This window comes from Curtobacterium phyllosphaerae, assembly GCF_049341865.1.
In the GTDB taxonomy this organism is placed as follows: domain Bacteria; phylum Actinomycetota; class Actinomycetes; order Actinomycetales; family Microbacteriaceae; genus Curtobacterium; species Curtobacterium phyllosphaerae.
Genome location: NZ_JBMPIU010000004.1, coordinates 242335 through 255294 on the forward strand (window position 1 = coordinate 242335; position 12960 = coordinate 255294).

The window sequence follows — 12960 nt, forward strand, 5'->3', positions numbered from 1 at the left end:
CCGCCCTACCCCCGCTGAACGCCACGTTGGCCGGTTCTCGCAATGCTGTAGCCCTGCGAGAACCGGCCAACCTGGTGTTCCGCGGAACGGACTACACCCCGAAGTACTCCCGCACGATCGGGGCGATCGCCCGGAACGCCTTCGCCCGGTGGCTCAGTGCGTTCTTCTCCTCGCGCGTGAGCTCGGCGCTCGACCGGTCCGCGTCGTCGGGCTTGAAGACCGGGTCGTACCCGTGCCCGCCGGTCCCGACCCGTTCGGTGAGGACCTCGCCGTTCCAGACGGCCTCCTCGACGTGCTCCCACTCGGCGACCACCGCGGGGTCGTCCGACGGCACCACGAACGCGGCGGCGCAGACGAAGGACGCCGTCCGCTCGACGACGCCGGACAGGTTCGCCAGCAGGAGGTCGATGTTGTCGTCGTCCACCCGCGTCCCGGCGTACCGCGCGGAGTGGATCCCGGGTGCCCCGTGGAGGGCGTCCACCGCGATGCCGGAGTCGTCAGCGAGCGCCGGGAGCCCGGTGCGGGCAGCGGCAGCACGCGCCTTGAGGAGTGCGTTCGCGGCGTAGGTGTCGCCGTCCTCGACCGGCTCGGGGCCGTCGTACGCGATCAGCCGCACGCCGGGGAGCGCTGCGCCGAGGATCTCCTGCAGCTCGACGACCTTGCCCTGGTTGTGTGTGGCGAGGACGACGACCCGTCCCTCGGTCATGCGCGCGACTCCGCCAGGACCGCCCGCTGGATCTCGGCGAGGGACGCGTTGCCGGCGAGCCCGAGGTCGAGCAGGAGGTTCAGCTCGTCGCGGTCGAACGGTGCGTGCTCCGCGGTCCCCTGCACCTCGATGAAGGTCCCCGAACCCGTCGTGACGATGTTCATGTCGGTGTCGGCGCGGGAGTCCTCCTCGTACGCCAGGTCGAGCATCGGCTCGCCCCCGACGATGCCGACGGAGATCGCCGCCACGCTGTCGGTGAGCGGGGTGGCCTTCTGGGCGATGAACTTCCGTTCCCTGCCCCACGCGATCGCGTCGGCCAGTGCCACGTAGGCACCGGTGATCGACGCGGTCCGGGTGCCGCCGTCGGCCTGCAGCACGTCGCAGTCGAGGACGAGGGTGTTCTCGCCGAGCGCCTTCATGTCGACGACCGCGCGGAGCGACCGGCCGATGAGGCGAGAGATCTCGTGGGTGCGGCCGCCGATCTTGCCCTTGATCGACTCGCGCTGCATGCGGTCGTTCGTGGAGCGGGGCAGCATCGAGTACTCCGCGGTGACCCAGCCGGAGCCCTTGCCGGCCATCCAGCGCGGCACGCCGTTCGTGAACGAGGCGGTGCAGAGCACCTTGGTGTCGCCGAAGCTGATCAGCGCACTGCCCTCGGCCTGGCGGCTCCAGCCGCGCTCGATCGTGACGGGACGGTGGTCGTCGGCGCTCCGGCCGTCGATGCGGGTCATGGGTTCCTCCGGTTGGTTCTGCTGGGTTCGGACGGGAGGGTCGGTACGGGTCCGGCGGACCCGTCGCCTCCGGTGGTCATGCGCGTCGGGCGGCGCCGCGCGGCAGGTCGATCGCGCCGGTCTGCAGGTGGCCCACCTGGGACACCTCGGGGCCGAGGAACCGTCGTGCGAGACGGACGAAGCCGAGCCGGTCGGTCCCGGTCGCGTCGAACTCGTACGTCGGGGGCGCGGTCGACACCCGCTCGATGCCGTGCTCGACGAGCGACCGGTACACGTCGTTCGCGGTCTCCTCGGCGCTCGACACCAGCGTGACGTCGGGGCCCATGACGTACTGGATCGCCGCCGACATGAGCGGGTAGTGCGTGCACCCGAGGATGAGCGTGTCGACGTCGGCGGCCCGGATCGGTGCGAGGTACTCCGCGGCGAGGGCCCGCAGCTCCGGGGAGGCGGTGTCGCCCGTCTCGACGAACTCGACGAACCGTGGGCAGGCCGCGAGCGTCAGGTCGACGTCGGACGCCGCGGCGAAGGCGTCCTCGTACGCGCGGGAGCCGATGGTCCCCGCCGTGCCGATGACCCCGATGCGCCGGGTCCTGGTCTGCTTGACGGCGGCGCGGACGGCGGGCTGGATGACCTCGACGACCGGGATCCCGTAGGTCCGCTCGTACCGTTCGCGCGCGTCCCGGAGGACCGCCGAGCTCGCGGTGTTGCAGGCGATCACGAGGGCCTTGACGCCCTGTTCGACGAGGTCGTCCATCACCTCGAGCGCGTACCGGCGGACGTCCGCGATCGGTTTCGGACCGTACGGCGAGTGCACGGTGTCACCGACGTAGCGGATGGACTCCCGCGGGAGCTGGTCGATGATCGCGCGTGCGACCGTGAGGCCTCCGAGTCCGGAGTCGAAGACTCCGATGGGCGCGTCCGTCACGTCCCCCAGGTTAGTCTCGGTCACGTGACGACCGCTCTCCTCACCGACCAGTACGAGCTCACGATGGTCGACGCGGCCCTCAAGGACGGGACCGCCGGCCGCCGCTGTGTCTTCGAGGTGTTCGCGAGACGCCTGCCGGACGGGCGACGCTACGGCGTCGCGGCCGGGCTCGGGCGGTTCCTGTCGCTGCTCGCCGACTTCCGCTTCGGCGACGACGAGGTCGCGTTCCTCCGCGACCGGGGTGTCGTGGACGCTGCGACCGGGGACTGGCTCGGCGGCTACCGGTTCCGCGGCGACGTCCGGGCGTACCGCGAGGGCGAGGTCTACTTCCCGAACTCGCCGATCCTGCAGATCGAGGGGACCTTCGCCGAGGCCGTGCTCCTCGAGACCCTCGCGCTGAGCGTGTTCAACGCCGACTCCGCGATCGCCTCCGCGGCGGCGCGCATGGTGTCCGCCGCCGACCACCGTCCGCTCGCCGAGATGGGGTCGCGACGCACCGGCGAGTGGAACGCGGTCGCAGCAGCCCGTGCCGCCTACATCGCCGGGTTCGGCGCGACGAGCAACCTCGAGGCCGGGCGCACCTGGGGCATCCCGACGATGGGGACCGCGGCGCACGCCTTCACGCTCCTCCACGACTCCGAGGAGTCCGCGTTCCGATCGCAACTGGCCGCCCTCGGCGACGCCACCACCCTGCTCGTGGACACGTTCGACATCCCGGCGGCCGTGGAGACCGCGGTGCGGCTGACCGGAGGCCGACTCGGCGCGGTCCGGATCGACAGCGGCGACCTGCCGTCCGTCGTGGCCTCGGTCCGCGCGCAGCTCGACCGGCTCGGGGCGACGTCGACGAAGGTCACCGTGACGAACGACCTCGACGAGTACACGATCGCCGCACTCCGTGCCGCACCGGTCGACTCCTACGGCGTCGGCACGAGCGTCGTCTCCGGGTCCGGGCACCCGGCGGCCGGCATGGTGTTCAAGCTCGTCGCGCACGAGGACGCCGCCGGGAACTGGGTGCCGGTCGCCAAGAAGTCCGCTGCGAAGGCGACCGTGGGCGGCCGGAAGGTCGCCGCGCGTCGCCTGCGGAACGGCGTCGCGACGGCCGAGGTGGTCCGCGTCGGCGGCACGACCGGCCCCGATGAGCGAGCGCTGCTCGTCCCGGTCGTCACCGGCGGCGAGGTCGACGACGCGTTCCTCGGGGGACGCGGCGTCGAGGCTGCGCGCCGTCACCATCGCGGGGCGAAGGCGGAACTCCCCGCCGACGCCGAGCGGATCGGACGCGGCGACCCGGCGATCCCGACCCTGATGGAGTGAGAGCTACTCGCCCTTCATCGTCTCGTAGATCTCCTTGCACGTCGGGCACACCGGGAACTTGCCCGGGTCACGACCAGGCGTCCACTTCTTGCCGCAGAGCGCCTTGACGGGCTTGCCGCTGAGGGCCGACTCGAGGATCTTCTCCTTGCGGACGTAGTGCGAGAAGCGCTCGTGGTCGCCTGGCTCGATCGCCTCTTCCTCGAGGAGCTTCTCGAGTTCGCGGTCCATGACGTCGAGGCCGCCGCCGGCGGGTTCCATCGTGCTCATGGTCCAAGCGTACGTCGATCGGGGTCGTTCGGGGATCGGTCCCGACCGCCCCGCGCCGATCAGTTGCGCTGCGCCGATCAGTTGCGCTGCGCCGCCGCCAGGATGTCCGGTCCGTGCCGGTCGAACATCCGGCCGCCGATGAGCACCCCGAGCGCGAGCACGACGATGCCGGTGCCGAGCCCGACGAGGAGCGTCGTCGCGCCCCATTGGTCCTGCCCCGTCCGGAAGGCCCGGACCGCGAACCACACGGTGGGGGTCATGCAGACGAGGATGAGCACGATCATCGCGGACTGCGCCGTCGTGGCGAGCACGCCGGTGGCCTGCGGCTGCTGGAACGGGTGGTCGCCCGGGCGGACGGTCGGGTACGGCAACGCCGCCGACGACACGCTCGACAGTCCGAGCCCGACGAGCATGACGCCGCCGGACACCCCGATGACCGTGGGCAGGACGTCCCAGTCGCCGAAGAGCCACGCCGAGACGACGGACCCGGCCGCCACCAGGGGCACGCCGACGACGAGCACCGGCGTCACGCGTCCGAGCCGGTCGCTCCACCCGGGCGCCCCGGACGCGACGTGCAGCCACACGGCCGTGTTGTCGTAGGCGACGTCGTTGTGCGGCAGGAACCCGGCCACGAGGGCCATGAGCGGCAGCGGGAACAGCGCGGTCCAGTGCCACGGGACGCCGGCGACGCCGAGCGGCAGGACGATGACGGGGACGACGAGGAGGACGACGTACGACATCCGGTACCGCGGATCCCGCCCCCAGTAGGTCAGGCTGCGCGCGGCGACGGCCCCGACCGGCGTGGACCCGAGACGGTCGAACCACCCGAGGGTCCGGGATCGCCGGGTGTGCGCCGCGCCGCCGACCGACCGGAGGAGCCGACCGACCATCGCGACCCACGCCCACGCCAGTGCCGCGACGACGACGAGCGCGACGAGCAGTCGCAGGATCCCCCGTCCGGTGTGCCCGGTGGCGATGTCGGCCGGGAACGCCCACGCCGCACCCCACGGGGTCCAGCCGGCCACGTCGGCGACGTGCTGCACCGCGGGGCCCGCCGGAGCGAGCCAGTCGACGTGCAGCAGCAGTACGAACGCGGGGACGAGCAGCACGACGACGACGAACGCGACGAGCCACGCGGCGTCCCGGACCCGGTGTGCGGCGAGGAGCCAGGCACCGGCCGTCGTGGCCACCCGGCTGAACAGCGCACACGTGAGGACGATGAGCACGACGCTGACGACACCGGCGAACCCGACGCCGGGACGCATCCAGGCGACGGACTGCGACACCGCGAGGACCATCACGACGACGACCGGGACACCGACGAGGCCGACCACTCCGAGCCCGACGGCGAGCGGTCGCGGCGCGATGCCGAACGTGGCGAAGCGCCGTGGGTCCAGCGGGTCGTCGGCACCGACGGCGAGCGGCACGATCGTGAACCCGAGGGTCAGGAGCGTCCCGACCGGGACGACGACACCCGCCGCGAGGTCCGGCGACGCGGTCCGGAGCGCTCCGAGGTGCACCGCGGCGACGACGGCCACCACGAGGGCGAGGAGCACCCCGAGCACCACCAGCACGGAGCGCCGCACGGACTGCCGGACCTCGCCCGCGAGCAGGTCGAGCCTCAGTTGGAGGAGCCGTGCAACCATTCCATGCTCTCTGTGACGACGCGGCCGCCGGCGAGTTCGACGAACTTGTCCTCGAGGCTCTTCCGGCCCCGGACCTGGGTCATCGTGCCCGCGGCGAGGACCTTGCCGCCGACGATGATCGCGACCGAGTCGCAGGTGCGCTGCACGAGGTCCATCGAGTGGCTCGAGAGCACCACGGTGCCGCCACCGGCGGCGTACCGGCGGAGGATCTCGGTGATCGTCGCGGCGCTGACCGGGTCGACGGACTCGAACGGCTCGTCGAGCACGAGCACCCGTGGCGAGTGGATCAGGGTCGCGGCGAGGGCCACCTTCTTCGCCATGCCGACGGAGTAGTCGGCGACCTGGCGCCCGAGCGCCTCGCCGAGGCCGAACGCCTGTGCGAGGTCGGCGCTGCGGGACCGTGCGGTCCTGCCGTCCAGTCCCCGGAGCGTCGCCGAGTAGAACAGCATCTGCCCGCCGGTCAGCCGGTCGAACAGACGGAGTCGGTCCGGGAGCACGCCCATCGACCGCTTGGCCGCCGCCGGGTCCGCCCAGACGTCGTGGTCCAACACGGATGCCTCGCCCGCGTCGGGGCGGAGGAGCCCCGTCATCATCGAGAGCGTGGTCGTCTTGCCCGCACCGTTCGGGCCGACGACGCCGAAGATCGATCCCTGGCGGACCTCGAGGTCGATGCCGTCGACCGCCACGGTCTGGCCGTACCGTTTCGTCAGCCCGGACGCGGTGAGGACGACGGGCTGCTGCGGCTGTCGGCTGCTCGGACGTCGCGGTGTGGTGGCACGTGGGGCTCGTTTCCGCGGCGCCTTGGCGCCGGGTCCTGGGGGCGCAGCGCTCGTGACCGTCGTGTCGGACGTCGGTCGTGCCTCCGGTCCGACCGTCCCCGGTGCGTCAGGTGTCGGGTCCGCTTCGGGTGTCGGTGGGGCATCGGGCGTCGGCGGCGCGTCGGCGGACGGCGGCGCGTCGGGCGACGCCGGGCCGGGAGGCACGGGGCGGCTCGTGCTCGCCGGTCGCGCTGAGGACGTGACCGGGCGCCTGCGGGGCGCGGGTCGACGGGTCCGTGGCTCGGGCGTCGTGCTCGGCGCGGCGGACGCGGGCAGCGAGCCCGCGTCGTCGGCTCGCGCTGGGCTCTCGTCGGTCACGGTCCGCTCCCCCGTCGTCTGGTCCATCGTGCTGTCCCCAGTGGTACTCGCGGCAACGTCGTCCCGGCCCGGGTCGTCGACCCCGCCGTGCCGACCCGGTGCTGCCACTGCCCCAACCGTACCAATGCCGCCGGGCCCCAGAGGAGTGACAGGCCAGGGGTCACGAAACGGCCACGAATGTGCGCGAGTCCACCCCCCGGAACGGGGTCGTCACGTACAATTCACCGAGGCACGGCGTCGTGTTCATCTTCCAGGACCCTGCAGGACGCGGGCATCTCCGCTCGTCCCGGTCGCAGTGGTGCAGCCGTTCTCGGCGCATTCAGAGGTGCGACGAGCAGGATCGACCAATGCCCTGACGCGGACGACACTTCGTCCGCATGGGCAGACAACATCGAGGAGACAAGACATGACCACACAGATCGTGATCCTTGCCGCGGGCATGGGGAGTCGGCTCGGCCGGTCCCTCCCGAAGCCCCTCACCGAGCTCAGCGACGGCCGCACCATCATGCAGCAGCAGTTCGACAACATCCGGGCGGCGTTCGGCTCGAGCGCACGGGTGACCGTCGTCGTCGGCTACAAGTCGGAGTACATCGTCGAGGCCTTCCCCGAGGCCGCCTTCGTCTACAACGAGTCCTACGACTCGACGAACACCTCCAAGAGCCTCCTCCGAGCACTCAAGGCGACGGGCAAGGACGGCGTCCTCTGGATGAACGGCGACGTCGTGTTCGACCCGCGCGCACTGGTGCGCGCGGCCGACATGATGGACCAGGACCGTTCCTTCGTGAGCGTCAACACCGAGAAGGTCTCCGACGAGGAGGTCAAGTACACGATCGACGCCGAAGGCTTCATCGACAAGCTGTCCAAGCGGGTCAAGGGCGGGCTCGGCGAAGCCGTCGGCATCAACTACGTGGCCTCCACCGAGAAGCAGGCGCTGATCCGCCAGCTCGGCCGGGTCGACGACCAGGAGTACTTCGAGGGCGGCATCGAGGCGGCCATCGCCGAGGACGGGCTACGCTGGACCCCCGTCGACATCTCCGACCTGTACGCGGTCGAGATCGACTTCGCCGAGGACCTCGAGCGAGCGAACGAACTGTTCGCCTGACGACATCCGTCGGGTCCCCGGTCGGCATCATCATCCGGCACCGAGGGACCACATGACGACTGCGAGCGCGCCAGCGACCACCGAGGTCGCCACGGCGCGCTCTCGATCGTCGGCGACCCGCTACCGGCACGCGCTCTGGCTCCTCACGATGCGGGACCTCCGCGTCCGCTACTCGACGTCCGCGCTCGGCTACCTGTGGTCGATCCTCGATCCGCTGATCATGTCCGGGATCTACTGGTTCGTCTTCACGCAGGTGTTCCATCGCGACGTCGGCGAGCGGCCGTACATCGTCTTCCTGCTCTCGGCGCTGCTGCCGTGGATGTGGTTCACCGGGGCCGTCTCGGACTCCACGAAGGCCTTCATCAAAGAGGCCAAGCTCATCCGGTCGACGACCATCCCGCGGTCCATCTGGGTGGCGCGGATCGACCTGTCCAAGGGCATCGAGTTCCTGTTCAGCATCCCGGTGCTCGCCGTCTTCGCGGTCTTCTCCGGCGCGCACGTGTCGTGGCAACTGGTCTGGTTCCCCCTCGCCATGCTGATGCAACTCGTCCTCGTCTACGGGATCGGACTGATCATCGCGCCGCTCGTCACGTTCTTCCGCGATCTGGAGCGCGCGACGAAGCTCGTCCTCCGGTTCGCGTTCTACGCGTCGCCCATCATCTACTCGGCGTCGGAGCTGCCGAAGTCCGTGCGCCACATCGCCGAGCTCAACCCGCTCGTCGGGATCTTCAGCATGTACCGCGCGGGGTTCTTCCGGCATGTCCTCGACCCCTCCGCCGTCGTCTCGGCGGCCGTCGTGACCCTCGTGGTCCTCGTCGTCGGGCTCGTGGTGTTCCGCCGGAGCGAGCACCGCGTCCTCAAGGAACTCTGATGACCAGCACCGCACCGACCCGCACCGTCCGCACGGCTCCGGTGATCTCCGTCGAACGCGCCGGGATCCGGTTCCGCCGGAACCGCAAGGCCAGCCGGAGCTTCAAGGACCTGTTCGCGGGCCGGGCACGGCGGCGCCGACCGGTCGACGAGTTCTGGGCGCTCCGGGACGTCTCGTTCACCGTGCAGCCCGGCGAGTCGATCGGCGTCGTGGGCCGGAACGGCCAGGGCAAGTCGACGCTGCTCAAGCTCGTCGCGCAGGTGATGCTCCCGGACGAGGGTCGCATCACGGTGGACGCCGGCGTCGCCCCGCTCATCGAGATCACCGGTGGGTTCGTCGGCGACCTCACGGTGCGCGAGAACGTGTTCCTGACGGCTGGTCTGCACGGCATGTCCAAGGCCGAGATCCAGCGGAGCTTCGACGAGATCATCGACTTCGCGGAGATCGGCGACTTCGTGGACACCCCCTACAAGCACCTCTCGAGCGGCATGAAGGTGCGCATCGCGTTCGCGGTGATCGCCCGGCTCGAGGAGCCGGTGATCCTCGTCGACGAGGTCCTGGCCGTCGGTGACAAGTCGTTCCGCGAGAAGTGCTACCGACGGATCGAGGAGCTGCTCGCCGGCGGCCGGACCCTGTTCTTCGTGTCGCACAACGCGAAGGACCTGCGCCGGTTCTGCACCCGTGGGCTGTACCTCGACAAGGGCGCCCTCGTGCTCGACGACACGATCGAGGCGGCGCTCGACCGCTACGAGTCCGACTACCCGTCGCCCTAGCCACTCCTCCCCAACCGGCAGGACCGCGCTCCCCTCCACAGGCCGGTGCGCGCCGGCCCCCCGCGGTGCCCATCCGTCGGCGGTCCTCCCTAGCGTTCCGGACATGAACCACACCGAGACCACCGCCTACCGTGTCCCGTTCCGCATCGACCGGACCGATCCGCCGCGCCGCTACGACCTCGTCAACGTCGGCCCTGAGCCGCTCGACGCCGTCACCCTGACCCACCTCGGCACCGGGTACTGTCCGCCGCTCGCGGTCCGACGCCTCGATCCCGGCCGGCACCTCGCGCTCGCGGTGTTCGGTGCGAGCCGCGAGGACACCGGTGTCGTCATCGTGCGATGGCGGCGGCCAGAGGGCAGCGAGTACCTCTGGCGGATGTCACTCGTGTGAGTCGGCGGGCGGCCCGTGCGTCGCCGCGACCTCGTCCCACCGGACCAGGAGCTGCTCGATCGCCGCACGGAACCGCGCGGTCGCCGTGCCGGGTGTCGTGTCGCCGAAGTACCGCGCCACCCAGTACCGGAGCTGCTCGATCTGCGTCTCGTCGTGCAGCGCGGCATCCACCCGGTCGATCACTGCCGGGGCGTCCTCGACGCGGAGCCAGTCCGCCGCCGCGAGGTACCCCGTGTCGTCGACGTCGGCCTGCCGGGACACCGGGCGGGTCACGAGCAGGGGCTTGCCCACCGCCAGCCGGTCATAGATCATCGCGCTGATGTCCGTGATCGCGACGTCGGCGTCCGCCAGTTGCCACCCCATGCCCGGGCCGTCGTCGTACACGTGGTGGGCGCCGGGGTCGGCGGCGTTCGCCGTCGCGATCGCGGCGACGATCCGCTCGTGGGCGGCGCGGTACTCCGCATCGAGCACCCCGCTCCGCGGATGGGGTCGGTAGACGAGCCGGTGCCGGGGCGACCGCAGCACCCGTTCCGCGATCGTCGTCCCGTGCGACGCGATCGACCCGTACGCCGCGGCCGCCCGGTCGCCCTCCCACGTCGGCGCGTACAGCACGACGGTCCGGTCGTCCCGGGGGTACGGGACCTCCCCGGCGAAGTGATCGGCCTGGGGTCGGCCGATCGGGATCGCGCGACGGTCGATGTCCCAGTCCCAGAGCGCCGCGCGCAACCGGTCGCGAGCGGCGTCACCGGCGATGAACGCGTAGTCGTACGCCTTGAACTGGTTCGTCGTCATGTACATCTTGTCGCTCTCGCCGTGGTTGACGAAGACGTGCCACATGCGTCCGTACCGCATCATCTGGAAGTTCCGGGCGTTCTGGTTGACGTACAGCACGATCTTCGGCCGCTGCTCGTCGACGAACCGCTCGAGGTCCATCACCTGCCGGGTGTAGACAACGGGGACCGGCGATTCGTCGAGCAGGGCGAGCATCGTGCCCGGCGACCGCGCGATGATCGCGACCGGGTGCGTCGTCGCGAGTTCTGCCAGCGGTGCGTACCACTGACGGATCTGGTACATGTTGACCGGCCCGTCGGCGAAGTACACGGCGATCTCGATCGAGCCGGGCTGCAGCCGGGCGATGGACGGCAGACGGCGCGCGAGGACCTGCCGGCTCCGGCGCGAGCGCCAGAGCCGCTGGATGAGCTTCTGTGCGGTGCGGACGTCGTTGCGGATCGGCACGGGCCGTTCCCTTCCTGCTGCGCTCCGGGTGCGCAGCATCTCATCGGTTCTCGTGCGGTCGGGCAGTCGGGCCGTCGTGCGGTCCGTCAGACGACGGGCGGCCGACCCGCAGCGGTCATCCTGCCGATCGTCAACCAGCCGAGCGGATGGTACGGGCCGCAGTCGTCCCGCCAGCCCTCCCGCACCCCGGCGAACCAGACTGCGAGGCGTCCCGGATGTCGCCACCACCGGAGCGTCTGGATCGCGGCCCACGATCCGACGTACAGCGGCCGGAGCGGCGCGGGGAGGTTCCGACGGGCGAGCCAGACCCGGTTCCGGGCGTTGAGCCGGTAGTACTCCTCGTGCCGCGCGGGATCGATCGCGGGGTGGCTCGCGACGAGGTGCCCTGCGTACCAGGCCCGGCGTCCCGCGCCCCAGACACGCCACGCGAGCTCGATGCCCTCGTGCGCGTAGAAGTACTCGTCACCCCAGCCGCCGGCCGCGGCGAAGACCTCGGACGGCAGGATCGTGGCGCCCTCCCAGACGCTGAACACCGGGCCGGACTGGTCCGGGTCGCCCTTCCGGATGCGCGGGACCCATCGGAGCGGGTTCGCGGCACCCGACGGGTCGACCACGCGGGGCTGCACCAGACCGAGGCTCGGGTCGCGTTCGAACAGGGCGATCGCGTCGGCGAGGAACGTCGGCGACGGGATCGACGCGTCGTCGTCGAGGAAGAACACGTAGTCGCCCTGCACGAGTGCCGCGCCGGCGTTCCGTCCTGCCGGGATCCCGACGTTCTCGGGCAGCGGCAGCGCACGGACCCCGTCCGGGAGCCCGGTCGGCACCCACCCGTTGCCGACGCACACGACGTCGAGCTCGACGCCCTGTTGCGCCAGCACGCTCTGCAGACCGGTCTGCAGGTCGTCCGGTCGCGTGCCCTGGGACAGGCTCACCACGCCGACCCGGGGACGCTCGCGGTGCGGGACCGCCCGACGCCGGAGGGTGCCGGGTCTCGGCGTGCCGCCGCTCACGCCCGCACCCGCTTCGAGGAGACGATCGCGACGAAGTGCCCGACGACGGCCAGCAGAGCGAGCGGCAGGAGCACGGCCACGAGGATCCGGTCGGCGAGCGGCGAGCCGATCACGAGCCCGAGGAGGGCGACGACGAACGCGATCATCGTCAGTTCGACCGAGTGGTACAGGCGGTGGAACGGCAGGTACCTGGCGAGCCGCCGGAGCCCGGCGAGCCGCCGACCGCTCGGCGCCGTCGACGCGTCGCGCTTGTCGACGAGCTTGGCGAGGCCGGCGTTCGCCCGGGCCACGTGCACCATGTCGTTGAGTGCCTTGTTGAGGACGATGACGAGCGCGAGGGCGAACCCGATCGTGGTCCACGCGTAGTCGCCGCCGACCACCGGCCACGTCGCCGCACGGACGCCGAGGGCGATCGGGATGAGCGCCTCGGTCGTGTAGTGCCCGACCTTGTCGAGGAACACGCCGGCCGGGGAACGGGTCCCCCGCCACCGGGCGACCTCTCCGTCGGAGCAGTCGACGAGCATCTGGAGCTGGCCGAGCACGAGCGCGATCGCCGCACCGACGATCCCGGGGATCAGGAGGGCCGCGGCGGTGCTCCACCCGACCAGGATCATCAGGCCCGTGACCTGGTTCGCCGAGACACGCGTCTTCAGCAGCACCCAGGTGAGGTACGGCGAGACGTCGCGCAGGTACAGCGACGCGGTCCAGTGCTCGGCGTTCGCCCGCGATCGGACCTCGTCCGGCTGTGCGACACGGCGCAGCTCGGCGATCGAGGTCGGGCGAGCGTACGCGGCCGCTCCGCGCTCCGTGAAACCGTCGTCGGCATTCACCGGGGGGCCTCCGGGATCGGACATG

General features: G+C 71.2%; 14 protein-coding genes. 5 read left to right on the forward strand and 9 right to left on the reverse strand.

Features of this window, described 5'->3' with window-relative positions; genetic code table 11:
• Positions 1 to 91 precede the first annotated feature (91 nt).
• The 3 genes from rdgB to murI all read right to left on the reverse strand — a co-directional run bounded on the left by rdgB (position 92) and on the right by murI (position 2362).
• Positions 92 to 706 carry an RdgB/HAM1 family non-canonical purine NTP pyrophosphatase gene (rdgB, locus tag ACO0E0_RS09185; protein WP_422871103.1) on the reverse strand — a complete coding sequence of 205 codons (615 nt, stop codon included), beginning with the start codon at positions 704 to 706 and terminating at the stop codon, positions 92 to 94.
• Positions 703 to 1437 (reverse strand): ribonuclease PH, encoded by a 735-nt coding sequence (gene rph, locus ACO0E0_RS09190; protein ID WP_422871104.1) that lies wholly within the window; start codon positions 1435 to 1437, stop codon positions 703 to 705. The genes rdgB and rph overlap by 4 nt, the downstream gene beginning before the upstream one ends.
• Positions 1438 to 1513: 76 nt before the next feature.
• On the reverse strand, positions 1514 to 2362 hold the full coding sequence (gene murI / locus ACO0E0_RS09195) for a glutamate racemase (RefSeq protein WP_422871105.1): 849 nt from the start codon (positions 2360 to 2362) through the stop codon (positions 1514 to 1516).
• 24 nt (positions 2363 to 2386) lie between these two features.
• On the opposite strand from murI, the gene ACO0E0_RS09200 reads away from it, so the two are divergent.
• On the forward strand, positions 2387 to 3673 hold the full coding sequence (locus ACO0E0_RS09200; protein ID WP_422871106.1) for a nicotinate phosphoribosyltransferase: 1287 nt from the start codon (positions 2387 to 2389) through the stop codon (positions 3671 to 3673).
• A gap of 3 nt (positions 3674 to 3676) precedes the next feature.
• Here the strand turns inward: ACO0E0_RS09200 and ACO0E0_RS09205 are convergent, their stop codons facing one another.
• The 3 genes from ACO0E0_RS09205 to ACO0E0_RS09215 form a co-directional block, all read right to left on the reverse strand.
• Positions 3677 to 3940: a DUF3039 domain-containing protein gene (locus ACO0E0_RS09205; protein WP_422871107.1), complete on the reverse strand. Its 264-nt coding sequence runs from the start codon at positions 3938 to 3940 to the stop codon at positions 3677 to 3679.
• A gap of 77 nt (positions 3941 to 4017) precedes the next feature.
• Complete coding sequence (locus ACO0E0_RS09210; protein WP_422871108.1) at positions 4018 to 5586, reverse strand: ABC transporter permease; 1569 nt, start codon at positions 5584 to 5586, stop codon at positions 4018 to 4020.
• The gene (locus ACO0E0_RS09215; protein ID WP_422871109.1) at positions 5562 to 6272 is read right to left on the reverse strand and encodes an ABC transporter ATP-binding protein; all 711 of its coding nucleotides are present in this window, start codon (positions 6270 to 6272) and stop codon (positions 5562 to 5564) included. Before ACO0E0_RS09215 ends, ACO0E0_RS09210 begins: the two co-directional genes overlap by 25 nt.
• Positions 6273 to 7128: 856 nt before the next feature.
• Here ACO0E0_RS09215 and ACO0E0_RS09220 point away from each other — a divergent pair.
• The 4 genes from ACO0E0_RS09220 to ACO0E0_RS09235 all read left to right on the forward strand — a co-directional run bounded on the left by ACO0E0_RS09220 (position 7129) and on the right by ACO0E0_RS09235 (position 9859).
• Positions 7129 to 7824 carry a phosphocholine cytidylyltransferase family protein gene (locus ACO0E0_RS09220; protein ID WP_422871110.1) on the forward strand — a complete coding sequence of 232 codons (696 nt, stop codon included), beginning with the start codon at positions 7129 to 7131 and terminating at the stop codon, positions 7822 to 7824.
• Between the two features lie 52 nt (positions 7825 to 7876).
• The gene (locus ACO0E0_RS09225; protein ID WP_422871111.1) at positions 7877 to 8695 is read left to right on the forward strand and encodes an ABC transporter permease; all 819 of its coding nucleotides are present in this window, start codon (positions 7877 to 7879) and stop codon (positions 8693 to 8695) included.
• Positions 8695 to 9468 (forward strand): ABC transporter ATP-binding protein, encoded by a 774-nt coding sequence (locus ACO0E0_RS09230; protein WP_422871112.1) that lies wholly within the window; start codon positions 8695 to 8697, stop codon positions 9466 to 9468. Before ACO0E0_RS09225 ends, ACO0E0_RS09230 begins: the two co-directional genes overlap by 1 nt.
• Positions 9469 to 9571: 103 nt before the next feature.
• Complete coding sequence (locus tag ACO0E0_RS09235; protein ID WP_422871113.1) at positions 9572 to 9859, forward strand: hypothetical protein; 288 nt, start codon at positions 9572 to 9574, stop codon at positions 9857 to 9859.
• Here ACO0E0_RS09235 and ACO0E0_RS09240 read toward each other — a convergent pair.
• From ACO0E0_RS09240 to ACO0E0_RS09250, 3 genes are all read right to left on the reverse strand, one after another.
• Positions 9848 to 11095, reverse strand: coding sequence for a hypothetical protein (locus ACO0E0_RS09240; RefSeq protein ID WP_422871114.1), 1248 nt, complete (start codon positions 11093 to 11095; stop codon positions 9848 to 9850). The genes ACO0E0_RS09235 and ACO0E0_RS09240 overlap by 12 nt on opposite strands.
• A gap of 86 nt (positions 11096 to 11181) precedes the next feature.
• Positions 11182 to 12105: a glycosyltransferase family 2 protein gene (locus tag ACO0E0_RS09245; protein WP_422871115.1), complete on the reverse strand. Its 924-nt coding sequence runs from the start codon at positions 12103 to 12105 to the stop codon at positions 11182 to 11184.
• Entirely contained in the window at positions 12102 to 12959 is an 858-nt protein-coding gene (locus ACO0E0_RS09250) for a CDP-alcohol phosphatidyltransferase family protein (RefSeq protein ID WP_422871116.1), read from the reverse strand. Before ACO0E0_RS09250 ends, ACO0E0_RS09245 begins: the two co-directional genes overlap by 4 nt.
• Position 12960 lies beyond the last annotated feature (1 nt).